This window comes from Thalassovita litoralis (assembly GCF_900182725.1).
In the GTDB taxonomy this organism is placed as follows: Bacteria; Pseudomonadota; Alphaproteobacteria; order Rhodobacterales; family Rhodobacteraceae; genus Thalassobius; species Thalassobius litoralis.
In genome coordinates, this window is record NZ_FXTO01000005.1 from 43334 (window position 1) to 68670 (window position 25337).

At 59.0% G+C, this 25337-nt stretch carries 23 protein-coding genes; 10 read left to right on the plus strand and 13 right to left on the minus strand.

The window, feature by feature from the left end; genetic code table 11:
• Nucleotides 1–37 precede the first annotated feature (37 nt).
• From FN828_RS06090 to FN828_RS06115, 6 genes are all read left to right on the plus strand, one after another.
• A complete protein-coding gene (locus FN828_RS06090) occupies nt 38–655 on the plus strand; it encodes a peptidoglycan-binding domain-containing protein (protein WP_142492522.1) in 618 nt (205 codons plus the stop codon).
• A gap of 31 nt (nt 656–686) precedes the next feature.
• The gene (locus tag FN828_RS06095) at nt 687–1919 is read left to right on the plus strand and encodes a glycosyltransferase family 4 protein (RefSeq protein ID WP_142492523.1); all 1233 of its coding nucleotides are present in this window, start codon (nt 687–689) and stop codon (nt 1917–1919) included.
• Entirely contained in the window at nt 1885–2208 is a 324-nt protein-coding gene (locus FN828_RS06100) for a hypothetical protein (protein ID WP_142492524.1), read from the plus strand. Before FN828_RS06095 ends, FN828_RS06100 begins: the two co-directional genes overlap by 35 nt.
• Nucleotides 2205–3665: a CgeB family protein gene (locus FN828_RS06105; protein WP_142492525.1), complete on the plus strand. Its 1461-nt coding sequence runs from the start codon at nt 2205–2207 to the stop codon at nt 3663–3665. Before FN828_RS06100 ends, FN828_RS06105 begins: the two co-directional genes overlap by 4 nt.
• A gap of 48 nt (nt 3666–3713) precedes the next feature.
• Nucleotides 3714–4349 carry a sulfotransferase family 2 domain-containing protein gene (locus FN828_RS06110; RefSeq protein ID WP_142492526.1) on the plus strand — a complete coding sequence of 212 codons (636 nt, stop codon included), beginning with the start codon at nt 3714–3716 and terminating at the stop codon, nt 4347–4349.
• 390 nt (nt 4350–4739) lie between these two features.
• Nucleotides 4740–5285 (plus strand): hypothetical protein, encoded by a 546-nt coding sequence (locus FN828_RS06115; protein WP_142492527.1) that lies wholly within the window; start codon nt 4740–4742, stop codon nt 5283–5285.
• Between the two features lie 67 nt (nt 5286–5352).
• On the opposite strand, the gene FN828_RS06120 is transcribed toward FN828_RS06115, so the two are convergent.
• The 5 genes from FN828_RS06120 to FN828_RS06140 form a co-directional block, all read right to left on the minus strand.
• The gene (locus FN828_RS06120) at nt 5353–6312 is read right to left on the minus strand and encodes a hypothetical protein (RefSeq protein ID WP_142492528.1); all 960 of its coding nucleotides are present in this window, start codon (nt 6310–6312) and stop codon (nt 5353–5355) included.
• 319 nt (nt 6313–6631) lie between these two features.
• Nucleotides 6632–7249, minus strand: a complete 618-nt coding sequence (locus tag FN828_RS06125) for a response regulator (RefSeq protein ID WP_185958949.1) — start codon at nt 7247–7249, stop codon at nt 6632–6634.
• A gap of 225 nt (nt 7250–7474) precedes the next feature.
• The gene (locus FN828_RS06130; protein ID WP_142492530.1) at nt 7475–9988 is read right to left on the minus strand and encodes a hybrid sensor histidine kinase/response regulator; all 2514 of its coding nucleotides are present in this window, start codon (nt 9986–9988) and stop codon (nt 7475–7477) included.
• Nucleotides 9989–10035: 47 nt separating this feature from the next.
• Nucleotides 10036–10530, minus strand: a complete 495-nt coding sequence (locus FN828_RS06135) for an oxidoreductase (RefSeq protein WP_142492531.1) — start codon at nt 10528–10530, stop codon at nt 10036–10038.
• Nucleotides 10531–10606: 76 nt separating this feature from the next.
• Nucleotides 10607–12754: a sensor histidine kinase gene (locus FN828_RS06140; protein WP_185958950.1), complete on the minus strand. Its 2148-nt coding sequence runs from the start codon at nt 12752–12754 to the stop codon at nt 10607–10609.
• 715 nt (nt 12755–13469) lie between these two features.
• Between FN828_RS06140 and FN828_RS06145 the strand changes: the two genes are divergently transcribed.
• The 3 genes from FN828_RS06145 to FN828_RS06155 all read left to right on the plus strand — a co-directional run bounded on the left by FN828_RS06145 (nt 13470) and on the right by FN828_RS06155 (nt 16193).
• Nucleotides 13470–14072: a response regulator gene (locus tag FN828_RS06145; protein WP_235891418.1), complete on the plus strand. Its 603-nt coding sequence runs from the start codon at nt 13470–13472 to the stop codon at nt 14070–14072.
• 74 nt (nt 14073–14146) lie between these two features.
• Nucleotides 14147–15196, plus strand: a complete 1050-nt coding sequence (locus FN828_RS06150) for a GlxA family transcriptional regulator (protein WP_142492533.1) — start codon at nt 14147–14149, stop codon at nt 15194–15196.
• Nucleotides 15197–15302: 106 nt separating this feature from the next.
• Nucleotides 15303–16193 carry a cation diffusion facilitator family transporter gene (locus tag FN828_RS06155; RefSeq protein ID WP_235891419.1) on the plus strand — a complete coding sequence of 297 codons (891 nt, stop codon included), beginning with the start codon at nt 15303–15305 and terminating at the stop codon, nt 16191–16193.
• Nucleotides 16194–16205: 12 nt separating this feature from the next.
• Here the strand turns inward: FN828_RS06155 and FN828_RS06160 are convergent, their stop codons facing one another.
• The 8 genes from FN828_RS06160 to FN828_RS06195 all read right to left on the minus strand — a co-directional run bounded on the left by FN828_RS06160 (nt 16206) and on the right by FN828_RS06195 (nt 23942).
• Nucleotides 16206–17396 carry an NAD(P)/FAD-dependent oxidoreductase gene (locus FN828_RS06160; protein ID WP_142492535.1) on the minus strand — a complete coding sequence of 397 codons (1191 nt, stop codon included), beginning with the start codon at nt 17394–17396 and terminating at the stop codon, nt 16206–16208.
• 7 nt (nt 17397–17403) lie between these two features.
• Entirely contained in the window at nt 17404–17745 is a 342-nt protein-coding gene (locus FN828_RS06165; protein WP_142492536.1) for a RidA family protein, read from the minus strand.
• Nucleotides 17742–18272, minus strand: a complete 531-nt coding sequence (locus FN828_RS06170) for a TRAP transporter small permease (RefSeq protein WP_142492537.1) — start codon at nt 18270–18272, stop codon at nt 17742–17744. Before FN828_RS06170 ends, FN828_RS06165 begins: the two co-directional genes overlap by 4 nt.
• 54 nt (nt 18273–18326) lie before the next feature.
• Entirely contained in the window at nt 18327–19301 is a 975-nt protein-coding gene (locus FN828_RS06175) for a TRAP transporter substrate-binding protein (RefSeq protein WP_142492538.1), read from the minus strand.
• Between the two features lie 19 nt (nt 19302–19320).
• Entirely contained in the window at nt 19321–20604 is a 1284-nt protein-coding gene (locus FN828_RS06180) for a TRAP transporter large permease (protein WP_142492539.1), read from the minus strand.
• Between the two features lie 9 nt (nt 20605–20613).
• Nucleotides 20614–22119, minus strand: coding sequence for an amidase (locus tag FN828_RS06185; RefSeq protein ID WP_142492540.1), 1506 nt, complete (start codon nt 22117–22119; stop codon nt 20614–20616).
• Nucleotides 22120–22265: 146 nt separating this feature from the next.
• On the minus strand, nt 22266–23192 hold the full coding sequence (locus FN828_RS06190; protein ID WP_221930530.1) for a LysR family transcriptional regulator: 927 nt from the start codon (nt 23190–23192) through the stop codon (nt 22266–22268).
• 93 nt (nt 23193–23285) lie between these two features.
• Complete coding sequence (locus FN828_RS06195) at nt 23286–23942, minus strand: GntR family transcriptional regulator (RefSeq protein WP_142492541.1); 657 nt, start codon at nt 23940–23942, stop codon at nt 23286–23288.
• 132 nt (nt 23943–24074) lie between these two features.
• On the opposite strand from FN828_RS06195, the gene FN828_RS06200 reads away from it, so the two are divergent.
• The gene (locus FN828_RS06200; protein ID WP_142492542.1) at nt 24075–25337 is read left to right on the plus strand and encodes a malonyl-CoA decarboxylase; all 1263 of its coding nucleotides are present in this window, start codon (nt 24075–24077) and stop codon (nt 25335–25337) included.

The window sequence follows — 25337 nt, forward strand, 5'->3', positions numbered from 1 at the left end:
TATCCCGCCATCTTTTCTTGAAAAGGGATAAAGATAGATGAAACGCACGATGAAACTTGCCGCTGGGTTTGCGTTGGCTCTGGGTGGGCTGACGACAGGGGCAGGGGCCGCAACAGACGCCGGTCTTTTTGCCGCGCGCGGAATTGGGGCGCGGGCCTGCGGCGATTTGGCTGTGGCCTCGAACGAGCAGCAAGTCACGGCCCTGCGGATGGAGCTGGCGGCATGGATCGCGGGCTACATGTCTTCGGTAAACCGGACCTCGGGGCAGACGTTTGATGCTATTCCGGTGCAGAATGTTCAGGCGTTGGCGGAACTGACCCGCGGCATCTGTGCCAATAACACTGATAAGCTGGTTGAAAACGTATTCAGCGCGTTGGTGAATGGCTTTGCGGCGCTGGCGCTGGCTGGGCAGTCTGAAATGACCACGCTGCGCAACGATAAATATCAGGTTGCCGTGCGGGCCGATACGCTGACGGCTGTGCAGAACTTCTTGGTGGCGAACAGCTATCTGGACGCGAAATTCGCCGACGGGCAATATGGCCCCAAAACCGCGACTGCCCTGAAGGCATTTCAGGAAAAGCGCAAGATCGTACAGACCGGCGTGCCGGATGCGATGACCCTGTTCCTGATTGCAGAAGCCCTGAAAGCGAACTGATTCAGTTCTGCCAGCTCGGAAAGAGATCCCCATGACCCAGAAGAAAAAAGTCCTGTTCCTGAGTGAATCCTGTGTGCTGGACCCCAACAGCGGGGCGGCGATTGAAATGATGGGCTGGCTGAACATCTTGACGGCCCGTGGCTATGACTGTTCGTCGGTCACGATGTCATTGTTTGACGGGACTACCGAATTCCCGATGGGCAAGGATATTTTCCCAAATCTGGACCTGTCCCAGAATGTCGGAAAACGTCTGCGCTGTTTCATCAACAAGGTAGAACATAATGTGTTCTACACCGGGACCAGCATTGGCCCCAAAGTCACGGTGTCGATGGTGGACAAGTTCATCATGGCCGCCGCCGAGGATATTCGGCGGATCAGCCCGGATGTGGTGGTGTGTTACGGCGGGCGGAACCTGATACCGCTGTTGAAACTGGCGCGGTCCAAAGGGGCGCGGACGGTGTTCTATCTGTGCAACGCCAGCTATCAGCAAGACCGCCGCGAAGTGTTCGATTATATTGATCAGGTCGTGACGCCTTCGGATGCGCTGGGGGATTTGTACCGGGATCGGCTGGGGCTGGAAGGTATCCAAACGGTGCCGAACCGTGTGCAGCGGTTCTTCCCGGCCAAATCCCTGACCCAGAAATTCCTGTTGGAACGGCAGCGCAACGGCTTTGTGACCATGATCAACCCCGATCTGTCCAAAGGCGGGTCGATCTTCCTTCAGGTTGCCAACCTGTTGCAGACGCGGCGGCGGCCCACGACCTTTTTGGCCGTAGAAAGCCGCGCCACGCAAGAAGAGGTCGAGGCCATGATCAACGGTGCCAGCCAGATCCGCAATATCTGGTGGGTGCAGCGGCAGACCAATATCCGGGCCGTGCTGGCGCGGACGGCGGTCTTGATGGTGCCGTCGATTTATTTCGAAGCTGCGGGCCGTGTGATCGCCGAGGCGATGCTGGCGGGCATTCCGGTTCTGGCCACGCGCAATGGCGGTATCCCCGAACAATTGAACGGCGGCGGCACGTTGTTTGACATTCCGGCTGGGTTCAGCGGCAAGAACGCGCAATACATCCCGACGTTGGACGAGGTTGCCCCTTGGGCCGATCGTATCGACGAACTGATGATGAAAGACGCGGCATATGTTGCGGCCTGTAAACGCGCACTGACTGCCGCCGATAAATTCGCCGCCGAGTCCGTGGATCAGATGATTGTCGCGGTTATCGAAGGGGCCGATGTACAGGCAGAAATCGCCGAACCCGTGGCCTGACATGTCGGGGGCTGCGGGACAGGTCCGGCTGTACCGGGTCAGGTTTACATGTCGTGATGACGATGGGTATCCCTGCACCCGGACGGATCGTGTAGAAGCTGCCAACGCGGACGAAGCGCTGGCGGCGGTTCGCAAAAGCAGGGGGGATGCGGTTTTGCGATTTGATCGCGTCGACCGCATCGGCGCCCCGGATCAGCCGCCGCCCCGCAAAGGGTGGGCGCATTATGTGCTGATCGGGCTGAGTCTGGTGATGCTGGCTGGCTTGATGGCCGGACAATTCGGGCGATGAAGTTCAATGTCGTGATCCTTCAGCCACCGGGCTATGTGCAGTCGATGGTGTTTCTGGAGGCTGCCGACTATGTGCGCCATGCGCTGCGCCGGGCCGGGTATCAGGCGGGATTGACGAAAAACCGAATGCAGCCCGATGCTATCAATGTGGTGTTCGGGTCGCATTTGCCTATGCCCGAGGTGCTGGAGTTCCCGCCGGGGACTGTGCTGTTCAATACTGAACAACTGGAAGGGAACGCGCTGTTGGTGACGGACGCGTATCGCGCCCTGTTACATCAGCATTTCGTTTGGGATTATTCGGCGTCCAATCTGCGGGCGGTCGGGCATGACCGGGTGGCGCTGTTCCCGTTCTCCTATGTGCCGGAATTGGCGCGGGTGGCGAAACCGGAAACGCCGGATGTGGATCTGGTGTTCTATGGGTCGATGAACCCGCATCGGCACGCACTTCTGACGGAATTGCGCACCCGCGGCCTGCGCGTGGCCGAAGTGAACGGCCTGTTCGCGGATGAACGCGATGCCGTGATGGCGCGGGGGCGGGCGGTGTTGAACCTGCATTACTATCCCACGCAGGTGTTGCAGCAGGTGCGCTGCTTTTATGCCCTGTGTAACGGGATTCCGGTGATTTCGGAAAACTATCCGGTGGACAGCGCCCCAGCGGTGTATCAGGACAGTTTGCTGACACCCGGACCCCGCGATTTTGTGGAATATGTGGTCGACCTTTTGGGGCATGAGGACGCGTTTCAAGATGCGTCGCGGCAGTCGTTGCTGGCGTTTCAGGGATCAAAGGACGCCCCGGTTCTGGCCGGGACAATTGCGCAGACGATAAAGGCGCAGGCCCCGCAGATGCAGATGGCGGGCACGGTGCGGGTGCCGGATCGGATCAATCTGTGCGATGGCGGCACCTATCGGCCGGGTTGGCTGAATATCGGAACCGTGGCGCGACATGTGCCGGATATATCGCTGAACTTGTCCGCCCCATTACCCCAGAGCGCCGGTTCGGCGTTGTGGGGCGATGTTCCCCTGATGCCGGGCATGGCGACGCAGATTGATCTGGGGGATATGCCCGCGCGTGTCGTCGATTTGCAGGGGTTGATGCAAAACTGCCTGACCTTGCTGCAAGACGGCGGAGAACTGAAGGCCAGCGTGCCGTTCGATTTGTCAGCCAACCGCCACCCCGATCATTTGCGCCAGTTCACCATTGAAAGCTGGCGCTGCTATACGGACAGGTTTTGGGAACAGGGATGGTTCACGGAACGGTTCACCCTGACGCGTTGTGACTATGTGTTGTCGGCGATGGGGAAACAACGCCACGCCAACGGCACCGGACCAGAGGAACTGCTGACCATCCCGCGTGCCGTGGATGCAATGCGCGTGGTGCTGACGAAAACCCGGACGACTCCACAGGACCGAACCCTTGCGCGCGGCCAAAGCGAGGATTGGGCCGGGGCGCTGATGTAAACATGTGACAAGGGGCAGGCCGTTGCGGGCGTGTCCGGGACGAACGATATGCCCATTATTCGCTGGAACACGAAACTGATCTATTTCGCGCATATCCCGAAATGTGGCGGTGCGTCGGTCGAAGCTTATCTGCAAACCGTTACACGGGGCGGATTGGGATTTCTGGATAATTCATATCTTCTGCGGGACAGCGATGCGCGTTGGGGTAAGACATCGCCGCAACATGTGGATGGTGCGACGGTGGGGCATATATTCGGCACGGGGTTCTTTGATGCGCAATTCGCGGTCTGCCGCGATCCGGTTTCCCGGTTCCAAAGCGCATTCCGGTTTCAGCGACAGGTGGAACGGACGCTGCCCCCGGATTTGGACGTTGATACCTTTATCGACGGGTTGAGCGCGGGGGATATTCAGAAAAACGGGTTTCTGGACAATCATTTCCTGCCGCAGTCGGCCTTCCTGATACCGGAAAAGCCCTGCCATATTTTCAAAATCGAAAACGGGTTGGGCCGGGCAAAGCAATTCATCGACGATTTGCTGTTTGGCAATGCGCTGAACCAACCAATGCCCCATCGCAATCGCGGGGTAGACGGGGGGCAAGGGATTGAAATCTCCGAAGGTGCCAAGCGCAAATTGTATGCGCTTTATGCGCAGGATTACGACCTGTTGGGCTATGCAAAAGGCTGATGGATACCAGCAGGGGTAAAGCAGAGGCAAAAGATTGGGCCGTGCGCTCTTGCGGGGGCGCAGATTCTAAAGCGTGTTAGATCGGAGTGGGATCACATGGTTTAGTAAGCGTGTCGCTAGGGTGGCTGGCTGATCGGGAAGCCCCGACATGTCCCAGTTGGCTGCTCTGCACTGCCCGGCTGTGTTGAACTGCACATAGCCACGCCATTCCTGGCCCGGACCTTGTGTCCGGGCATTTTTTCCAAAAGAGATGCTGGCCGCTATCTTTTGACATCGAACCATCCGCTTGCGTGGTTTTGCTGTCCTTTCCCCAACCTATCCTGCCTTTGCTCAGTCCGAAGCGTCAGCCGATATTGGTAAACTGGTTTCATATGGCAAAGCGAGGACGCTATGGAACTGGGACATAAAGCCGTGACCGCACCGGGGATCGCAACGCAGTTGTGGCAGGCCTTGCGGCATGTTGCATCGGTTTCTGCCGTGGCCGAGGCAGAGCCAAGCATGGCAGAACGGTTGGGCTATGGCGATGCGCCTGCAATCATGATCGGGACCGACCGGGCCGGTTTGGTGCTGCGTCCGTGGATGCGGGATGCCGGGTTTCGGATGCAGTCGGTTGGTGATCTGGCGGCGACGATCACCCGTTTGTGCCATTGCCCGGATCAGGCCAGCTTGGCGATGGTGTCGATTGATGGGTTCGGCGGGATTATTGAAACGATCGAACCGCTGCGCCAATTGCGTGAATGTGCGCCCCATTTGCCGCTGATCGTCATGAGCGCCGAAGTGGAAGGCAGCGATTTCAGCACCGAACGGTTGGCGCTGTGCGATGTGACGCTGAAAACGCCGGTGGGTCCGGCGGCGCTGCGGCGCGCCCTGATCGACGCAAAGGACAATAACGCGGTTTGGCAGGCGCGCGTCCGGGATTTACGACAGGCGCATTGATCCGGTTGAATGGGTAAAAAGCAAGGCGCGGGTTCATGCCGCGCCTTTTTGCTTGCTCAGGTCTGGTTCAGGTCTGGGGCAGGCTTTCCAGGAAAAGCTCGGCGGGTACGCCTGCTTTGCTGGCGGCGGTGACTTGATCGCGGAACAGGCGGATCATCGAAGGATCTTCGGTGCGCAAATAGCCGCCCATCAGATAGATGCTCAGGATGCCTTCGCCGCCCAGAAAACCGGTGCTAATCTGGTGTTTCTTGTAGTCCGTGACCCGGATGTGAAGATCAGGACGGGGCAATTGCGTGATCCATCGCAGAACGGAAAGCTGATGGCGGGCTTCTTCGGGGGTCAGGGACCGATAGGGGCCGCTGCGGGTGGCCAGATCCATCAGGGTGCCGCCATCCATCAGAATGCAGCCTTTCAGCGGCCGTGACAGTGCAGTTTGCAGCAAGTCCTGCATCCGTGCGCCATAGTTGGCGGTCGATGGCTCGGGGGTTTCCAGCGCCAGAACGGCGGGGGTTTTCAGCGGCTCTGGCAGCGATACGCAGACATACAGAAAGTCAGACGCAGCATCCCGCAAAAACGTGTTTTCTGCGCTAAGGTTCGCGTCTGAAAACGCCTGTGAATAATATTCCGCGTGAAACGGAATGACATCTTGGACCGGGGCAAAGATTTTGCGGAACAGGGCCAGCTTCTCGGACAGGGTCGAATGGGTTGAATGGCTTGCTGTGCTGCGCCGCCATTCCGCCGGAAAGGCCAAGGCGATTTCGTCACTGATGACCAGTTTCAGCAAGGCCAGCGTTTTGACGCCCAGCCGGGGGATCAGTTGTATTTCCCGCAGCATTTGTTCCGGCGCCTCAAGGATATGGGCCAGCGTCGAATGCGTGAAAAAATCGTGGGTCAGCGCACTTTGCCGAAATTTTGATTTGGTTTCGTGGCTGCGCAAAACGTCCCGGATTGGCAGATGCAGCCGCGCGGGCATGTCCGGCTGATGCAGGGACGGGTGCAGGGTTTCGGTGGGTACGTGTTTGATCATCGCGGTTACATCATTCTGGGACGTAAGAAGGACAAAGTGCAAAAGATCGCCCGACCCGATTGGCGTCAAAGCGGTTAGGTTGGCTTGTATTACATAATAATTTCATGTGGTTCGCCCTGCAATCTGGCGGCGCATTGCATCCGGTTCCACGGTGGTGCAAATGGGTGTTCCCGATTTGCCGACAGTTGGTTTTTCAGACATTTGGCAATGCACCGTTTAATCAGAAACGGGGTGCGCCAAATGGGGGCTGTGTGCAACATTTGCCAACTGGCGCAGTCCGTGACGCGGCCCCGCCTTCCGGGCGAGGCCGCAACAGTGATCAGGCGATTCCTGCTTCGCGGGCCAGCATGGCGGCGTGGGTGCGGTTTTTGGCGCCCAGCTTGTTACAGATCGCGCGCAGGTGCATTTTCACCGTGACCTCGGTCAGGTCTTGTTCGCGGGCGATTTCCTTGTTGGTGTTGCCGGTGCAAAGTGACCGCAGGATGGACCGTTCCAGTGGGTTCAGGTTCTGGATCGGCGGGCCGTCGGTTGGGCCTTCGATCTGATCCTGATGAAACGCGGCGGGCAAAAAGATTTCACCCGATGCGATAAACTGAATGGCATTGGTCAACGACCGGGCCGGTAGGGTTTTCGGGATGAACCCGCGTGCGCCCAGATTGATTGCATCGTTGACCGTTTCACGGCGGGCTGTCCCGGAAAACAGAACGGTCGATCCGGGGGCGTTGGCCGCGACCACGGTTTGCAGTCCTTGCAGCCCGTGCATTCCCGGCATCGCAACATCCAGCAGGATCACGTCAAAGCTGCCTGTGTCTTCGATTTGCTGAATCACCTGATTCACGTTTTCGCTTTGGGATACTTCAAAATCACCGCCTTTTTCCAAATGCGAGGCGACGATTTCGCGGATAAGTTTGTGGTCATCAGCTACCAGAATACGCATTTTGCTCGGACCTCCTGTCCATTTTCTTTTTGCGTTTTGCAAGGCGGTTTCGTTCGGGCAGTCGGAAAAGCAAACAGCGCCCGGTCCGTCCGGTTGGATTTGAGTTGAGTGAAAGTAGCCCAACGGCATGGCCCGGTGTATAGGGGCGAAACTTTATTTCCCGGAACTATCTTTTGCGCACCCGATCAGCGTTGCCCAAGGGGGTGGTGGGGGTGTTCAGCGGGATTACAGCCGGAATTCACGGCGGCTTTCTTCCAGCAGGTGAGTTGCGATTTCGGCAAGATCGCTATTGGCGGGGTCGCGCCCGGCCAGTGCCATGCACTCGGCCTCGGATAGGGTTTCTGACAAATCCAGAAGGCCCATAACCCCACAAGACCCCACGGCATTATGAATTGTCGCCGCACGTTGCGGCAGGGGCAGGGCGGCGGCCTGCATGGCTTCGATGGCAAGGGTGGCGTCGGCCAAGGTGGCCCGCATCAGGTGAACGGCGGTATCGGCCCCCATCAGTTCCTTCAGTTCCTCCATCCGGGGCGATGGGGCGTCAGGTGCGGGTGTGGGGGCAGGGCTGTGGGCGGGGGATGTACCCAGAAATTTTTGCAATGTTTCGTTTAGCTGGCTTTGGCTGACGGGTTTGACCAGCACCTCATTCATCAGCTGTGCCGGGCCTTTGCCTGCGGTGGCGTCAATCAGCGCGGTCACGCCAAGGATCACGGATTGCGCCGAAGGGCCGCCGCCAGTGCGGATGGCATGGGTGGCGGCGGGGCCATCCATGACGGGCATGGAAAAATCCATCAGGATAACGTCATAATGCCGCTGCTTTGCCTTTTGGACCGCGACTTGCCCGTTATGGGCAGGATCGGCGCGATGGCCCAGCCGTTTCAGCATTTCGCACATCAGGGTCAGGTTGACCTCGTTATCCTCGACCACAAGGATATCCAGATTATCCAGAGCGCGCGCCGGGACGGGTGCGGGGGTGGTGGCGACGGGGGCGGGGGTGTCCAGATTGGACAGGCTGACGGGGATGGTGAAATAAAACCGGCTGCCCTGTCCAACGACGCTGTCCAGATGCAGTTGCCCGCCTTGCTGTTCTACGGCCAGATTGGCGATGGACAGGCCCAGCCCGGTCCCCATATTCGCGTCAATTTCGCTGCGGCCCACGGTTTCAAAGGTTCTGAAAATCCGTTCCTGATCTTCGGGGGCGATGCCAATCCCGGTGTCTTCGACGCTGACGTTCAGGCGCAGTTGATCGTGGGCGTCGCATTCCAGCGTCAGGGTCAGCGTGATCTGCCCGTTCTGGGTGAATTTGACCGCATTGCCCGCCAGATTGTACAGCGCCCGCGAAAAGGCAAAAGGCAAGCCCTGTAGCCGGTACAGATCATGCGGGCCGCGGGTGATCAATTGCAGCCGGTTGTTGCGCTGCGTGGCCAACGGCTGCAATTCATCAATAATGTCGGCGGCGATCCGGCTGGGCGAGAATTCCTCGGGGCGTGATTGGATTTCGCCCATCCGGGTCAGTTCCAGCACATCGTTCACCTGTGCCAAGGCGCGTTCGCTGCAATCGCGTGCGGTTTTCAAAAGGGCTTGATTGGCGGCGTTCAGGTCGTGTTCGTCGATCAACCCCAATGAGGCCATCAGCCCATGCAGGGGGGTCCGCATTTCATGGCTCATGGTGGCCAGAAACATGCTTTTGGCTTGGGCGGCTTGCTGGGCCTGTTCCAGCGCGTCCTGTAGCTTTTCCCGCGATGTGACCTGTTCGGATACATCGCGGATATAGGCAACGATGACCGGCTTTCCGGAAATGTCGGTATCAGAAACAAGGGACACTTCGACAAACAGATCCGATCCGTCTGCATGTCGCGCCGGAAGCAGCACCGGGCCTTTGCCCATGACCCAGCCCTGTCCGGTGTCACGGTACTTTTCGACCTTTTTGATATGCCCCTCGACCATATGGTCAGGGATGATCAGGGTTTCGATGCTTTGGCCGACCATTTGTTCGACCGGATAGCCGAAAATCTGTTCGGCCATGTCGTTGCAGAACAGAACGCGGGCGTCGAGATCGGCAATAATCACGGCGCTGAGGGTCGAATTGAACGCCGTCGTCAGGGATGACGCGACGCGCGCGGCCTGAACCGTGCGTTTTTCCAATTCCCGCCAAAGCCGCACGATCAGATAGGTGCCAATCCCCATCAGCACGAACAGAATAAGGGACTGCGCCAGAAAGCGGATGAACAGCCTTTCCTCTTGTGCGCGTCTTTCTGCGGCGACGTAGGCAAATATCTGTACGGCATCGACGGCAACGCTGCGGACAAGGGGGGCCATGTCCTCTAGCTCGCGGTGCAGTTTTTCTATTGTTGGGTCCAGATCGTTTACGGTCAGCGCGTCGATCTGTGCGGCCATTTCATCCCGAGAGGCCACCAGCCGGGCAAGTTTGGCTTTGTACCCGTTCGAAAGATTCAGACGCCGCATTGCGGTTTCAAGTATATCTATGCGGCTATAGTAAACATCGAATTCGCGCCGGACCGCAGACAGGTATTTTTCGGTTTCGTCTGCGGTCCGTGGTGTGTGTTCAACGGTCAGCAAAAGGCCCTGATAATCGACCTCTAGCTGTGCGGTAATCCAGCCTTTGTTATCGGAATCGGCAGAGCGTACAGCCTCTAGTCGTTGCCGGAAATTCATCGCGCTGGCCAGCAGTGCGATACATGTCACCAGCATCAGAAACAGCAGGATTGTGATATGCACCTGCTTTGGCTGTAGTCTGCCTTGAGGAAAATCAAAGGCTGCGCGTATCACATGCCACCCACAGAGATTTTATTCAGTTGCCAAACACAAAGCGCAAAGATTTCTTCCGAGTTGAAATTGGGTGCCTGATCAAAGGGAAAGATCACCCAAAGCGGCCCCTTGCGGCGCAGCGGGAAGGGTTCGCCATCTATCCGGTTGGCGATAATCGGGGCCGTGTCATGCAGGTTTTCCACCGGAAATGGCACGTTATAGTCATTGACGGCATATAGCTTCAGGCCTTTGGCAGGCATGTCCGCATCTTTCAATACGGCCTTCAGGGTTGGCCCTGAGAAGGTTTTCACCCCTTCGGTCCAGATCGTGCTGGTCCGAAAGCTGGTCTGGGGCAGGGCCAGCAAATCCGCATCGGTATAGTTCTTGGTTGCCCCTGTTACCGTGTTGGTGACTGACAGCACGATTTGATCGTCAGCAGCCATCGCCAAGGGGGCAGTCGCAAGTGACAGCCCAAGCCCGCCAACAAGATTCAGAAGAGTTCTGCGTTGCATGGTTTCATTGCCTCCGGCCGTTGATATGATTGAAGTTTATCGGCGGACCTTAAAAGGCTATTTTGGAAATTGCATTCTATCTAAAGATAGTATCGCCATCCAAAGGAGAAGGGTCGGTCACGGGCAGGTGCAATTCAAACCGGGTGCCGGTTGCTTGATTGGGGGCCACCCGAAGCGTACCGCCAAGCTGTGTGGCCGTGTTATGGGCAATATACAGCCCCAGGCCCGACCCGTCGACGGTGGCGCGTTCGCCGCGTTTGAAAGGCTCGAACAAGGCTGCGGCATCCACAGGGGACAGGCCAACCCCGTCATCCGTGACGGTCCACAGAACCGCATCCTGATTGCACAGGGCGGGGTCTTTGGGGCGCAACTGCACAGACAGGCGAATGGTGCGGCCCCCCGAATGCAAAATGGCGTTGCGGATCAGGTTGCCCAGAATTTGCTGAATGCGTGTTTCGTCCAGCCGCAGATTTGCGGGGGCTGTGTTGGGTTGGTCAATGGTCAGCGACATACCGGCCTGTTGCGCGGCATGGGCGTACATCGTTTCCAGACGTTTCAGAATGTGCAGCGGCGGCAGGTCCAGTTTGCGCGAGGGCAGGTTGAGTTCAGGATTAATGGACAGGCGCATGTTGCCCAGCGTTTCCAAGGCCTGATCGCAGGCTTGTTTCATCGCCGGACCAGAGGTGGACCAATCGCCATCACGGTTCATCTGATCAATCAGCATCGCCATCACGGACACGGGCGCCCGCAATTCATGCCCAATGACCGAAAAAATGCGGCCCTGTTTCTGGCTTTCTTCCTCCAGCCGTTTCAGGGCAAAACGCAGCTTTGCCTCTCGTTCCTGTTCCCGTGTTACATCCAGCAAGAAGCCGTGGCCGATCAGTGTTTGGCCGGGTTGGATTTCGTACCAGATGTACACTTTTAAATCCTGCGCGGCGCGTGTGTCGCAAGCGGCCAGATGCAGGACGGCGCTTTCAAAGCTGCGGGGGTTTTTCATGTCCAGATGGGACAGGCTGTCGGCGCGTAATGCGTTCATGAAATCAAGCAAGCCGACGACGCGGGGGCAGGATACGATCTGTTGGGCGGCGGCATCCAGCACAATTTCCTGACGGGGGAAATCGACGATAAAGCGCCCGACATCGGCAAAGCCCTGAATTTTTTCCATCCGGCGCAGATGTTCGTCGAGGTGTTGCGCCTCGTGGCTGCGGACCTGACGGATGGCGACGTTAAAGGCCAGCACTAACGCCAGAATGGATGACAGGGCTTCGGTCGTGGTCAGCCCGTGATGCGGCATCAACGACGGCATGGTGAAAACCCCGGTGGTAAAGGCAAAAGGCACCGCCCCAAACAGGATAGCCCGCGCCGTTACCCCCGGTGGCATCAGGTTGGCGAAGGCCAGCAACAGAACGGTCACTTCCAGTTCTGGGAACAGCATATGTTCCGTGATTTGCAGCCAGTACAGCAGCGCAAAAATCGGCACCACGCCAAGAAGCAACAGTTTTTGCTGTTTCGTCAGGGGCAGGCACAGGGCGACCAATGCCATTTGTCCGACCAAGGCCAGCCGGATACTGCGCTGCACGATATGGGCGGTCAGTTCCATCCCGTATCCCAGCGTAGACATAATTTCCGCTGGCAGGTGTAGCCCTTGTGCCAGTACTTTGCCGGTAAACAGCAACAGAAGACCGTTCAGGATCGTTGTCAGGAAAACTGTACCAATGATCAGCAGATCGGGCGTGACGCGCGGATCGCTGCGCCCATAGCGCTGCCCGAAATGCTGGGCCAACAGGCCCGAACCAATCCCAAGGCCCAGCGTCAACAATCCCATCAGGACGACGAATATCTTGACCGCCGTGGCGTGTATGGCGGGGACATAGATTGAATCTGCCAGCCCCAAAATGAACAGGCCGCCAAACAGGGCCGCCATGAACCACCAATGTTTGCGTGGTAACAACAGCACCCCAAAGACCGGCACCAGATAAGCCGCATGGGGGGATGTGCAGACCGCAGGCCAACAGGTCGTGTTCTGAAACAGCACAGACGCGGTGTATCCGGTTGTCCACAGCAGCCATAGGATTGAAAACAGCGCCAGTGTGCGCAGCGGCATTTTCTGCGCGGCACCGCGCAATTGGGCCAGACGATTCCCGCCGACAAAGCCAAAGAACAGCGGTGTTCTTTGGGGTGGCTCCAGATTGGGTCTGGATGTCACTTTCGGTTCGTCGTGCATGTCGGCCATTCGTTTTTGTGTGACTTTTCGTTTTAAGGACAACGAAAGGTGTAAGTCACGTGATCTTAAGATGGGTCGATATCCATTGGATAGTATAGCCATTCAAAGGAATAGGGCGGGGTTGGGCATTGGGTTCATGCGGGGCTGCGAACGTAAAAATGGCCTGACCTTATGCAAAGGTCAGGCCATGAATGCCAGTTCCCAAGACAACTTTCCGCGGCAGGGCAGGGGTGTCTTAGGTCAGAATACGCCACAGGCCGATCAGCAACCATGACCAGGCGAGCAGGCCAAGAGCCGCAAATGGAATGATCCACCACCCATGGGCAGGGCGTCCAAAGGACTTGGGGGTAGATTGAACGCGGTGAGTGGTGGACAAGACCGGGCTTAGATCATTGTATTGCATGTCGATCCTGCGACGTTATTCAGGCACGTTTTATGTTTTGCAGGCGCGGCCGGGCAATTCCAGCGGGTAAAAGTATGGTGACAAGGCGCGAAAGCGTGCCAATATGTCAAAAGTATATAGCCGTAGCGGCGTCGGGAAATATTCGCCTTTATGGCGATATTAGCCTTCGCTCATGTCTATTGTACGGTGGTAGGGGGCGAAGCGGGATGATAGACTCAACCCGGCTGTCAGATATGGCCCCGGACCGGGCCGGAAAGGATATGCGTGAGCCTGACGGATATACCGAGCCAAGCGAAGCAAGGGCTTCGTGTCTTGATTGCGGATGACCATGCCTTGATCGCGGATGCGGTGGCCAGTGTCCTGCGTGCCTTGCCAGATTATTCGGTTGTCACCAGCGGCACCTTGCCCGCCGCGCTGGAACAGATCAGCGCCCAGCCACCCTTTGATATTGTGCTGTTGGATTTGCGGATGCCGGGCATGGAAGGGCTGCGCAGCGTTCAGACGGTCGTGGAACGCGCAGCCCCGGCCAAGGTGGTTTTATTCACCGGGATGGTCGAAAAACCATTTCTGCATTCGGCGCTGGATTCAGGCGTGTGTGGGTTGATCCCGAAAACCATGCCGCTGCAATCGCTGGACAGCGTGATCCGGCTGGTTGTGTCCGGTCAGGTCTATTTGCCGCTGACCGCCACCATGACAAACGAAATGGCGCCAAAACAAGATAACGCAGGCCTAAATCAGAACGAGCTAAAGGTGCTGCGGCTGGCGGCGGATGGGCTGACCAACAAGGAAATCGCCCGCGACATGGGGGTGACAGAGGTCACGATCAAAATGCACATGCGCGGGATTTGCAAAAAGCTGGGCGCGCGCAATCGGGCACATGCGGCGATGATCAGCCGCGAACGGCTGTTGATCTGACTGCACAAGATATCCTGACAGGTTGCGGAAGCTGGGGTATAGCTTTGGCTTATTCTTTTTGATCGCGGCGTAGCATGACCAGACCGACCGACAAAATCAGACCAGTGACCGAACTTGTCCCCTCGGGGGCATTTTCCTATCCGATCAAGATGCCAAAGCCAACGCGCTGGTTCGGGTTTCTGTTGCTGCCGGAATTTACGCTGCTGGCGTTCAGCTCTGCATTGGATACGCTGAGGATTGCCAACCAATTGGCGCAAAAGCCGCTTTATGGCTGGGTGGTCCTGTCGGAAAACGGGGGGGCGGTCATGTCGTCCTCGGGGGTACAGGTGGGCGTGCATGGCGGGCTGGACGAACTGGGAACGGATTTGCATGTGCTGGTGTGTTCCGGCAATCACGGAACCGAAGCGGCATCGCCCGCTGTGTTAGGTGCCATTCGGCGGCACGCGAAATTCGGCGGGCAGATCGGTGGGGTGTGTACCGGGGCGGCTGCCTTGGCGCGCGCGGGGCTTTTGGGGAACCGGCGGTTTACCCTGCATTGGGAAAATCAGCCCGGATTTATCGAAGCCTTCCCGGATCTGATCCCCAGCACCCGCCGGTTCGAGGTGGACGGCCCGCTGATGACCTGCGGCGGTGGGGCGGCGGCAACGGAAATGATGATTTCCATCATTGCCGAAGATTACGGCGAGGATTTCGCCGTTGCGGTGGCCGATATGTGCCTGAACCGTGCAGATCAGGGGCAGCGGCTGGAACAGCGGTCTTCGATTGCCAAGGCGATCAATTCACGCAATCCGAAAATTCTGACGGTGCTGCGGGCGATGTACGATCATATCGAAGACCCGCTGACGCTGGATGATATGGCCGATCGGGTCGGGGCATCACGGCGGCAGATGGAGCGGTTGTTCAATCGCTATATGGGCGAAAGCCCGGCGCAGACCTATCGCAATATCCGGCTGGATCGGGCGCGCAGCCTGTTGGCGGAAACCGATATGTCGGTGTTGGATGTGGCCACCGCCAGCGGGTTTAATTCTGCTGATTTGTTTTCGCGGCATTTCCGGGCGCGTTATGGCGAAACCCCGTTCGGGGCACGGACCAAGCTGCGCAAGGCCGCCCGGCAAGAGGATTAGGCCGCCCCGCCCACCCCTGCCTGCGAGTCATTATCAAGAGCAAATTCAGTGGGTTGATTGGTTTCGATTCGGGCTGTATGCCCGCGGCAACCTGAAAGGACTGCCTGTGTCGACTGCCCTGAAAATTGCCATTGGAAGCATTCTAATCGGTACGGCTGTGCTGTGCCTGAAGGTCTTTGCGTGGTGGATTACGGGGTCTGTGGCGCTGTTGTCGGACGCGCTGGAAAGCACGGTGAATCTGGCAACCGCCTTTGCCGCGCTGGTGGCGATTCAGGTGGCGGCGCGGCCTGCGGATGCCAATCACCCCTATGGCCATCACAAGGCGGAATATTTCAGCGCAGTGCTGGAAGGGGTGATGATCATCATCGCGGCCCTGTTCATCTTGCGCGAAGCCTATGATGGGCTGATGAACCCACGCGTGATGGATGCCCCGCTCGAAGGGTTGTTGATCAATGGGGCGGCGACGGCGATCAACGGTATGTGGGCCTTTGTGCTGGTCCGGCAGGGGCGGCGGCTGAAATCGCCCGCGCTAGTGGCGGATGGCAAACATCTGTGGACGGATGTCGTGACCTCGGCCGGGGTGGCTGTGGGCGTGTTGCTGGCAGTGGTGACGGGTTGGTGGATTCTGGACCCGCTGATGGCCGGGCTGGTGGCCGTCAATATCCTGTGGTCCGGGTCGCTGGTGGTGAAGGAATCGCTGAGCGGGTTGATGGATGAAGCTGTCCCCGATGAGGTGCTGACGAAACTGCGGGACATTATTTCAACCCACGCAACAGGCGCGGTCGAGGCGCATGACCTGCGCACGCGTCATGCCGGTAGCGCGACCTTTGTGGAATTTCATCTGGTGGTGCCGGGGGAAATGAGCGTATTCGACGCCCATGAAATCTGTGACCGGGTGGAAGCGGCAGTGAAACAGGCATTGCCGGATGTCCAGATCACCATTCATGTGGAACCCGAACATAAATCCAAACACACCGGGATTGTTGTTCTGGATTAAGGGGCGCGCGCCTTACCCTTTGTCCAACAGATCCGCCAGAATATGCCCCGTGGTGGGGCCAAGGGTGAAACCCTGATGGCCGTGGCCAAAGTTGAACCACAGGCCGGGGTGATTGTTGGCCTTGCCGATACGGGGCAGCATTTCCGGCAAACAGGGGCGGTGGCCGTGCCAGATTGCGCCATCCCCATCGGTGACATCTGGGATCAGACCGCGAACCGCGTGCCGGGCATGGGACAACTGATCGGGGCGTTGGGGGCGGTTTTGCCCTGTCAGTTCTGCGCCTGACGTCAGTCGCAGCCCCGCCCGCATCGGTGCTAGAACATAACCGTGTTCGGCATCCAGATAGGGGCGGATGGGGGCGCTGGGGGCGGTCATGTGGGTGTGATAGCCGCGCTTCAGCACCATCGGCACCTTATACCCGAACCGTTTGACAAAGACGCCAGACCACGGACCCAACGCCACGACCGCATGTTCTGCGCTCATAAGGCCGCTATCCGTCTGGACCTGCCAGCCATTGCCGGTCTGGTGCAGGCTGTTGGCGTCGCCTTGCTGAACCGCGCCGCCGCGCTGTTGGAACAGATCGGCATAGGATTGCACCAGTGCGCCGGGGTCGGTGCAGCTCCAGCTATCGTCCCAGATCAGCGCCCCGGCGATGTCGCCCTGAATGGCGGTATCTTCGGCCCGGAGCCGACTGCCATGCAGCACTCGCAGGTTCAGGCCATAGGTTTCGGCCTTGCGCTGCGCGTCCTGAATGGCGGGGGTCAGGGCGCGGTCGGTGCGGTAAATCTCGCCCAGTCCGGTGCGTTGGATCAGATGATCCGCCCCGGCGGCGTCAATCAGCGCGCCGTGATCCTGACGGACCTGTGCAATCATCCGGGCGTACACCTTGGACACTTCGGCATGATACCGCGGGGTCGAGGCCATGAAATACGACAGCACCGGGCGGGCAAACTGTGGTAAATCCCGCCAGCGTATTTTGACATCGTTGCTGCGCCCCAGCGCATAGTGCAGCAGGGTCAGCGGTGCGCGGGGCATGGCATAGGGTTCCATCGCCTCGGCCTGAATGACACCGGCATTGCCGAAACTGGTTTCCTGCCCCGGCGCGCGCCGGTCGATCAGCGTAACGGCATGACCCCGCGCCTGAAGGGCCAGCGCGGTGCCGACCCCAACCATTCCAGCGCCCAGAACGATGATTTCAGACATGTGTGGCCTATGCGCGTGCCTTGGCGATCACGGTGATTTCCACGACCGCCTTGGGCAGCATCAGAAAACAACCCACCGTGGTGCGCACTGGATAGGGTTCGGCAAAGGCTTCGGCGTAAATCGCGTTGAAGGCGGCAAAATCTGCGGCATCTGTCAGATAACAGGTGCAGGACAGCACATCGGACAGGTCCAACCCCTGCGTCGCCAGCGTCTTGCGGATGTTGGCAATGCAGTTGCGGGTTTGGGCTTCGACACCGTCGGGCAGGGTGCCGTCCGCGTCAAAGCCCAGTTCCCCGGACAGATACAGCGTGTCACCATCCCGGCGCAGTTTGGACAGGGGGATATTCATTGGATCTCCGTTTCGGATTTGGTGGTGATTGGGGTGTCGTCGGCCCAGCGGGCGGCAAGATGGATCAGGATGACGGTGATTGCCAGCGGCACGGCGCTGACGATCCAGACCATTTGAATGCCCAGCGTGTCGGCGGTCAACCCCGCCTGCCGCGCCAGATAGCCCTTTGCAAACCCGCCGCGCAGACCGATGAAGCAGAAATACAGCACTGGCAGGGTAAAGCACAGGATTGCGGCGCTTCGGATTGCCTCGGCCAGTGTTCCCAGAACTGAGGGACGGTCAGGAAAAACGCTGTCCAGCAGAACCGCATCGGTGCGGGTTTTGAACGACAGGGTCGCCCCCAACAGGCCCGTCCACACCATCATGTAGCGGGCCACGTCCTCGGTCCAGACGGGGGGCGAGGAAAACACATACCGCGCCAACACCTGTGTCATCACCGTCAGGAACATCACGCACAGCGCCCCTATGGTCGCGTAGCGTGCGACTGTGTGCAGGCTGTCAGACAGGGTAACGATGAAACGGCGCATTGGTATCTCTTTCATGGTGGCAGGCCGCGCTGGCGGCCCGCCGGTTGGGTTGGATTAGCGTGTGCTGTTGGACAGCGCGATCCATGCGTCGGCATCTGCGTCCGTCAGCACACCCGAGCGATAGACCGGGGCGGATTTTTCGCGGAACACGGCGCGTTCTTCGTCGGTCAGGCGCTGAACGGTCACGCCCGCCTCTTCCAGTGCGACAAGCGAGCTTTCGGAGACTTCGGCCAGCCAGTTGCGCACCGCGGCGTTCCCGGCGTCGATCCCTTGGTCCACGGTGGCGCGTTCCGCATCCGACAGGCCATCATACCACATCGAGGATACCAGAACCGCCCGCAGCGGAATGATCACCCGCGCGTCCGAGAAGTTTTTCACGAAATCCGTCTGTCCGAACATGATCGGCACAAAGGCGGAATTCAGGTAGCCGTTGATGACCCCGGTTTGCAGACCAGCGGGAACTTCGCCCCACGGTACAACGGTTCCGGCGGACCCCCACGCCTGATACATGGCGATCTGGGCGTCATCCAGCGCACGCATCCGCAGGTCAGCCATATCGGCGGGGCTGCGCACGGCCTTGTCCGTGGTGATGATCCCCGAAGACGGCCCCAGCGGCACCAGCGCCACCAGTTTCGCATCCTGCGCGGCCAGCGATTTGTTCAGCTTGGCGAAAACATCGCCCTTTTCCATCGCGCGGTCCATATGCGCCATATCGTCAAAGATATAGGGCATCCGCACACCATACATGAACGGATCAATCGACGCGACCGAACGCACATCGGACAGGGACACTTCCAACAGGCCGGTGGAAATCTGATCCAGCTTTTCCGCTTCGTTCCCGACGGACCCGCGCGGCATTTCCCGCACGTCCATCCCGGCATCGGTCAGGGTTTTGCCAAAAGCGGCGATCCAGTTATACGACCCGGACAGCGCCAGATCGGGTTTGCTGTCCAGCGCGATCTTGACCTCGGCCAGCGCGGGGCTGGTCAGTGCCATCAGCGATGCAAGCGTCAGTGCCTTGAGTTTCATGGGGTTCCTCCCTTAGGTGTTATTTTGCCGAAAAACCGGCCAGATGGGGCAGGCTCAGGCTGATTTGCGGCCAATAGGCCAGCGCCAGCAGAACCAGCAATTGCACGGCGATAAAGGGCAGCGTGGCTGCGGCTAGTCGCCAGTAATTCGTGTTGGTCATGGCGGAAACAACCACCAGACATTTGCCCAACGGGGGCGTGATCAGCCCGATACACAGGTTGAAGCACAGCACGATCCCCAGATGCACCGGGTTGATGCCCTGCGCGATGGCCTGCGGCACGAACAGCGGGATCAGCAGGGTCATCGCTACGGGCGTATCCATGAACATCCCGGCCACCAGAAAAATCAGCAGCAGGAAAAACAGGAATTTCGTGCCGGTCAGCCCCAGTTGTTCCACCCAACCCGACAGGATTTGTGGCCAGCCCATTTGCCCCGCCAGAAACCCAAGGATCGAAATCGCGGCCAGAATGATGAAAATCGTCCCGGTCATCCGGGCCGTGGTTTCCAGCGCATCGCGCAGCTTGTCCAGCGTCAGTCCGTCATAGAATTGCCCGGCAATCAGCGCGACCAGAACGGCGATGGCCGATCCCTCGGTCGGGGTGGCCAGCCCGAACACCAGCGATCCAAGGATCACCGCAGGCAGGCACAGCGCGGGCAGGGCGCGTTTCAGGCTGGGCAGGAATGGCGGCAGATCGTCATGCCGTCCGCCGGGGTGGTTGTTCATATAGGCCAACCCGCCGTTTAGGGCCATCAGCGACCCGGCCAACAACAGCCCCGGCAAAATCCCCGCGATAAACAGCGCGGCCACGGATGTGCCGGTCAAGCCACCATAGACGATCATGATAATCGACGGCGGAATGATTGGCCCGATCATGGATGACGCCGCCGTAACCGCCCCCGCGTAATAGCGCGAATAACCGCGCGCCACCATTTCCGGCACAAAGATCCGCGACAGCGCCGCACTGTCAGCCACTGCCGACCCGGAAATCCCGGCAAAGAAGATGCTGGTCATGATATTCACATGACCCAGTCCGCCCTTGAACCGGCCCACCAGCGACATCGAAAAATCAATCAGGCTGCGCGTCACCCCGGCGCGGGACATGATTTCAGCGGTCAGGATGAACATCGGCATCGCCATAAAGGCAAACACGTCCAGTTGCGCGAAAATGCGTTGTGGCATCACCGACAGGTATTGTGCCTTGTCCGCCATCACGAAGGACAGAACCGATACTGCCCCCATCAGATAGGCAAACGCCGTACCCGACAGCAGCAACAGGACAAAGACGGCAAGAACGATGAACATGTCTGCTCCTTATACGGCCGAGCCGACCTGAACGCTGTGGTCAGGTGTGGCATCCGGGGCAACAGGCGGATGGGTGACGGGGGATTTCAAATCAACCGGCGGCGGCAACAATTGGTCCAGATCGGGGATTTGCGGACGGGTGGCGGGGGAACTGGCAAACAGCCCCTCTAGCGCCAGCGCGGCGGACAGAAGTTCCCGATCCCCTTGCAGGCGGCCCAAAATCTGAAGCCCAAAAGGCAACCCATCTTCCCCCGCGCCGGTGGGCAGGGTAATCGCAGGCCCGCCCATCAGCGACCCGCGATAGGTCAGCGCCAGCCAGCGGTAATAGATGTCCATGTCCGTCCCGTCGATCTGCGGCGGATAGGATTGGGTCCACGCAAACGCAGGTACGGGCACCGTGGGCAACAGGATGATGTCATACCCTTCGGTGCGGGTTTTAAATGTGCGCAGGATGCGGGTTTGTTCCAGGTGCGCCCAAGCGCGATCGTGGAAGGTAAAGCTGCGCCCCAGTTCCACATTCGTTGCAACATGTGGGCCGAACTGGTCCTTCGATCCCTCGCCCGTGGGATCAAATGCCGCGACAAAGCTTTCTGCCCGCAGGATATCGAAACAGCGATCCATCTGGCCCAGATTCATGTCAACGGGGTCGCATGTGGCGACATGGGGGGCAATCGCCTGCACCCGCGCGCGAAACGCGGCGCGGACCTGCGGATCAATCGGCAGATCACCGAAGTCCTCGGAATAGCCCACGCGCAGGCGGGCCAGATCGGCGGCGGGAATATCATCGAACCGCGCGGGATCTGTGGGCACGGTCAGCGGGTCGCCAGCATCGGCGCCGTGGATGCTGCGCAGCATCAGCAGCAGGTCGTCCATGTTCCGGGCCATCGGTCCCAGAACCGAAATCACCGACCAGCCCACCGGGCGCGTCGGATGTGCCACCACATCACCGGATGGGCGATACCCCACCACCCCGCACAGGGCCGCGGGCAGGCGTAATGATCCGCCGGTATCGGACCCGGTACACAGCGGCAGGAAAGACGCGGCCAGCGCCGCCGCCGATCCGCCGGACGATCCACCCGCGATCTGGCGCGGGTCATAGGGGTTGCCGGTTGCACCCCAAACCGGGTTCACGGAATTACCGCCCGCGCCAAATTCCGGCACGTTGGTTTTGGCCACGACAATCGCCCCCGCCTGCCGTAGTCGCGCCACGATCAGCGCGTCTTGTTTGGCGATATTGCCGCGCATCAGCGGGTTTCCGTTGGTGGTGGGCAGCCCAGCGACATCCTGCATGTCCTTCACGCCAATCGGCAGCCCGTCTAGCGGTCCGCATGGGGTGCCTGCGGCCCAGCGTTCGGTAGATGCCGCTGCCTCGGCCCGTGCGCGGTCGATGCAGAACGTCGTCATCGCGTTGATCGAAGGGTTATACCGGGCGATCCGGTCCAGACAGGCCTCCAGCACGTCGCTGGGGGTGAATATACGGGTACGGAAGCCTGCAATCATGTCAGTTGCAGACATCAGGGGTAGTGTCGTTGTGTCTATGACCATCGGCCAGCGTTTCGCCAGCCCCTCCTCGCCTATGGTGTTGCCGGGCAGGATAGGCGGAAACTTCGCCCGTTCACTATTGAGTATTTTTCAAGAAACCATAACCAAACTGAATGGTTTTAGCGGGCAAGGCTTTGTTCCAGACATTTTTGGAACAGATCGAAGGCGGAATTCGCCTCGGCCTGCCCGGTGCGCCAGAAACACCGTACCTGAGACAGCATGTTGCGCGTATCCAACGGCAGGATCACCAATTCCCCCCGGCTGGCATGGGTTTGGGCAATGCTTTGCGGAAACAGCCCTAATGCGGGGGTGTCCAGCATCATCGCGATGTTCAGAAACAAAGAACTGGACGCAATCACATTCACCGGCGGGGCAGAGCCGAATTCAGCAAACAGCGATTCCACCGCCCGCCGCGCAACCGAATTGCCCAAGGGCAAAATCCACGGCCATTCCACCGCCTGCGCCCAGCTTAGCGTGGTTTCGCGGGCCAGGGGGTGATCCTTGTTCGCGACGATAGCAATCTGTTCTTCCAAAAGAACTTTTTGTTGAATGCCGGGAATGTCCTGTGGGTGCCAGATGCGGGCAATCACCATGTCCAGCGCGCCGCTTTCCAGTGCGGGGAACAGGGATACGAAATGGCCTTCGGTGATGCTGATATTGGCCTGCGGGGCGCTGCGTTTCATCAGGGAAATCGCGGGCGGCAGCAGGGTCGGGGCCACCGAACTGACCGCGCCAATGGAAACGGACCCCGCCACGCCCTGCGTCATGGCATCCAGATCAAAGGCCGCGCGATCCAGTTGCAACAGAATTCGCCGGGCATGATCGGCCAGCCGATTGCCTGCGGGGGTCAGGTGCAGCCGGTTGCGTTCCCGAATGACGATTTGAATATCGGCCAGTCGTTCCAGTTCGGAAATCTGTTTGGATACGGACGGCTGGGTGACGTTCAGCGACTCGGCCACTTTGGCGACCAGCCCGTATTCCGCCAGCGCCGCAATGATCCGCAAATGCCGAAGCGTCAGTGAGCGGGCGAATTTTTCTGCATTCATGGCGGCATTCCGACGGTCGTGATGCGGATCAGTGTGCGGCGTTGGATGACGTTACGCAAGTATTCCCTGCGGGAATGGCGGCGGTGTGTCGGTTTATTCCGCCGTGGCTTTTAGCGCGGTCATCAGATTGTGGAATTTTTCCCCCTGTACGGCCACATGGCTGCGCAGGCGATTGGCCGCATCATCCGCTGCGCCACGCGACAGGGCTTCGACGATGGCTTCGTGTTCGGCCATAGATTGCGCCATGCGCCCCCGCGCCCGAAGCTGCTGGCGGCGGAACGGTTTCAGCCGTTTGTGCAGCTTGATGGCCTGTTCTTCCAGATAGCTATTTCCGGATTGCTGATAGATGATTTTGTGGAACCGTTCATTTTCCGTGTAATAGCTATCGCGGTCTTGGGCATTCACGGCTGCCTGACAGTTGCGGTTGGCGGTTTGCAGTTCGTCCAGCGCGGTTTCGGTGATCCGCATCGCGGCCAGCCGTCCACAGACGGCCTCGATCTCGGCCATAGCTTCGAACATTTCCAGCAATTCGATAGGGCCGGGTTGCCGCACAAAGGCACCACGGCGGGGGATTAATTCCACCAGACCGGACAGCGCCAATCGCTGCAACGCCTCGCGCAGGGGGGTGCGAGAGACACCGAACCGTTCAGAGATACGGATTTCATCCAATCGGGTGCCATCCGGGAATGTCCCGTCGAAAATCAGCTCTTCCAGCTGTTCGGCAATGCTGTCTGCGCGTCGCTGCTTCATAATTTTGTATTGCGCGGCTTGGGAATAAATTCAACTGACAAATTCTTGTATACAAAAAGTTGACTTAAAATACAGAATGCGGCTACCCTGTCCCTGTTTCCGGGCCTGTTGGCCCCACAGACGGAGGCCGCGATGACCCTGCTTGCTGATCTTTTATCAACCGTGTTTGACCGGCGGTATCGCCGGGATGGGCCACGCGTCAAGGATGGCCGCCCGCTGTGTGATCTGTCGCTGGCGCTGGTGGGGTCTGCGGGGGAAACATCGGGCCTTGCGCTGGCCGAGGAAATTCTGGCCCGCTTTGCCGATTTGGACGATGCGGGAAAGCTGGCGTTTTTCCGTGATATTGCCGGGATGAATATTGACCCCGAGGCCGTTCGCACCACGCTGGAAGATTATGAACGCAACCCGACCAAAGCGGGTTATCGCGCCTTTATGGAGGCGGCAGAGCCACCCCGGCAGGAATTGATCCGCCGCCTGAATCGGGTGCCGGGCGCCACCGGGGCGCTGGTACGGATGCGGGCCGAATTGTTGCGGCTGACCGGGGCTGACCCGGAATTGCAGGCGTTGGATCTGGATTTCCGGCATTTGTTTGCGTCGTGGTTTAACCGGGGTTTTCTGGTGTTGCGCCCGATCAGTTGGGAAAGCCCCGCGCAGGTGTTGGATAAAATCATCGCATACGAGGCGGTTCACGCCATAGACAGTTGGGACGATCTGCGCCGCCGGTTGCAACCTAGCGACCGACGCTGTTTCGCGTTTTTTCATCCTGCCATGCCGGATGAGCCGCTGATTTTCGTCGAAGTGGCGCTGGTCAAAGGCACGCCCGGATCGGTGCAAGCCCTGTTGGCCGAAGACCGCGAGGCGATGCCCGCCAGTCAGGCCGATACGGCGGTGTTCTATTCGATCTCGAATTGTCAGGCGGGTTTGGCGAATATCTCGTTCGGGAATTCGCTGATCAAACAAGTGGCCGCTGATCTGGCGGCGGATTTGCCGGGTCTGAAAACCTTTGTCACCCTGTCGCCCATTCCGGGGCTGACAAAATGGCTGACAGCGCAGGGACAGAACTGGCAGGATGCGACGGCGGACCAGATGAAGGCACTGGCCGCGCATTACCTGCTGAATGCCAAGGTGCAGAATGGTGCGCCGTTTGATCCGGTGGCACGGTTCCATTTGGGCAATGGCGCGATTGTCCATGCGGTTCACGCCGATGCCGATGTTTCTGACAAGGGACGCGCGCAATCAGGCGGGGCAATGGTGAACTACCTGTATGATCTGCCCAAGGTGGCGCAGAACCACGAAACATTCGCCACCACGCAAAAAGTGATCGCCAGCGCCGATGTGAAAACGCTGGCCGGGTCGGTGACGCTGACCCCATCCAAAAACACAGAAGAAAGGTAA

Bases quoted from the DNA above. Each gene is read 5' to 3' on its own strand.
- FN828_RS06090 (WP_142492522.1), top strand. From the start codon at position 38: ATGAAACGCACGATGAAACTTGCCGCTGGGTTTGCGTTGGCTCTGGGT.
- FN828_RS06095 (WP_142492523.1), top strand. From the start codon at position 687: ATGACCCAGAAGAAAAAAGTCCTGTTCCTGAGTGAATCCTGTGTGCTG.
- FN828_RS06100 (WP_142492524.1), top strand. From the start codon at position 1,885: ATGTACAGGCAGAAATCGCCGAACCCGTGGCCTGACATGTCGGGGGCT.
- FN828_RS06105 (WP_142492525.1), top strand. From the start codon at position 2,205: ATGAAGTTCAATGTCGTGATCCTTCAGCCACCGGGCTATGTGCAGTCG.
- FN828_RS06110 (WP_142492526.1), top strand. From the start codon at position 3,714: ATGCCCATTATTCGCTGGAACACGAAACTGATCTATTTCGCGCATATC.
- FN828_RS06115 (WP_142492527.1), top strand. From the start codon at position 4,740: ATGGAACTGGGACATAAAGCCGTGACCGCACCGGGGATCGCAACGCAG.
- FN828_RS06120 (WP_142492528.1), bottom strand. From the start codon at position 6,312: ATGATCAAACACGTACCCACCGAAACCCTGCACCCGTCCCTGCATCAG.
- FN828_RS06125 (WP_185958949.1), bottom strand. From the start codon at position 7,249: ATGCGTATTCTGGTAGCTGATGACCACAAACTTATCCGCGAAATCGTC.
- FN828_RS06135 (WP_142492531.1), bottom strand. From the start codon at position 10,530: ATGCAACGCAGAACTCTTCTGAATCTTGTTGGCGGGCTTGGGCTGTCA.
- FN828_RS06140 (WP_185958950.1), bottom strand. From the start codon at position 12,754: ATGCACGACGAACCGAAAGTGACATCCAGACCCAATCTGGAGCCACCC.
- FN828_RS06150 (WP_142492533.1), top strand. From the start codon at position 14,147: ATGACCAGACCGACCGACAAAATCAGACCAGTGACCGAACTTGTCCCC.
- FN828_RS06160 (WP_142492535.1), bottom strand. From the start codon at position 17,396: ATGTCTGAAATCATCGTTCTGGGCGCTGGAATGGTTGGGGTCGGCACC.
- FN828_RS06165 (WP_142492536.1), bottom strand. From the start codon at position 17,745: ATGAATATCCCCCTGTCCAAACTGCGCCGGGATGGTGACACGCTGTAT.
- FN828_RS06170 (WP_142492537.1), bottom strand. From the start codon at position 18,272: ATGCGCCGTTTCATCGTTACCCTGTCTGACAGCCTGCACACAGTCGCA.
- FN828_RS06175 (WP_142492538.1), bottom strand. From the start codon at position 19,301: ATGAAACTCAAGGCACTGACGCTTGCATCGCTGATGGCACTGACCAGC.
- FN828_RS06180 (WP_142492539.1), bottom strand. From the start codon at position 20,604: ATGTTCATCGTTCTTGCCGTCTTTGTCCTGTTGCTGCTGTCGGGTACG.
- FN828_RS06185 (WP_142492540.1), bottom strand. From the start codon at position 22,119: ATGTCTGCAACTGACATGATTGCAGGCTTCCGTACCCGTATATTCACC.
- FN828_RS06190 (WP_221930530.1), bottom strand. From the start codon at position 23,192: ATGAATGCAGAAAAATTCGCCCGCTCACTGACGCTTCGGCATTTGCGG.
- FN828_RS06195 (WP_142492541.1), bottom strand. From the start codon at position 23,942: ATGAAGCAGCGACGCGCAGACAGCATTGCCGAACAGCTGGAAGAGCTG.
- FN828_RS06200 (WP_142492542.1), top strand. From the start codon at position 24,075: ATGACCCTGCTTGCTGATCTTTTATCAACCGTGTTTGACCGGCGGTAT.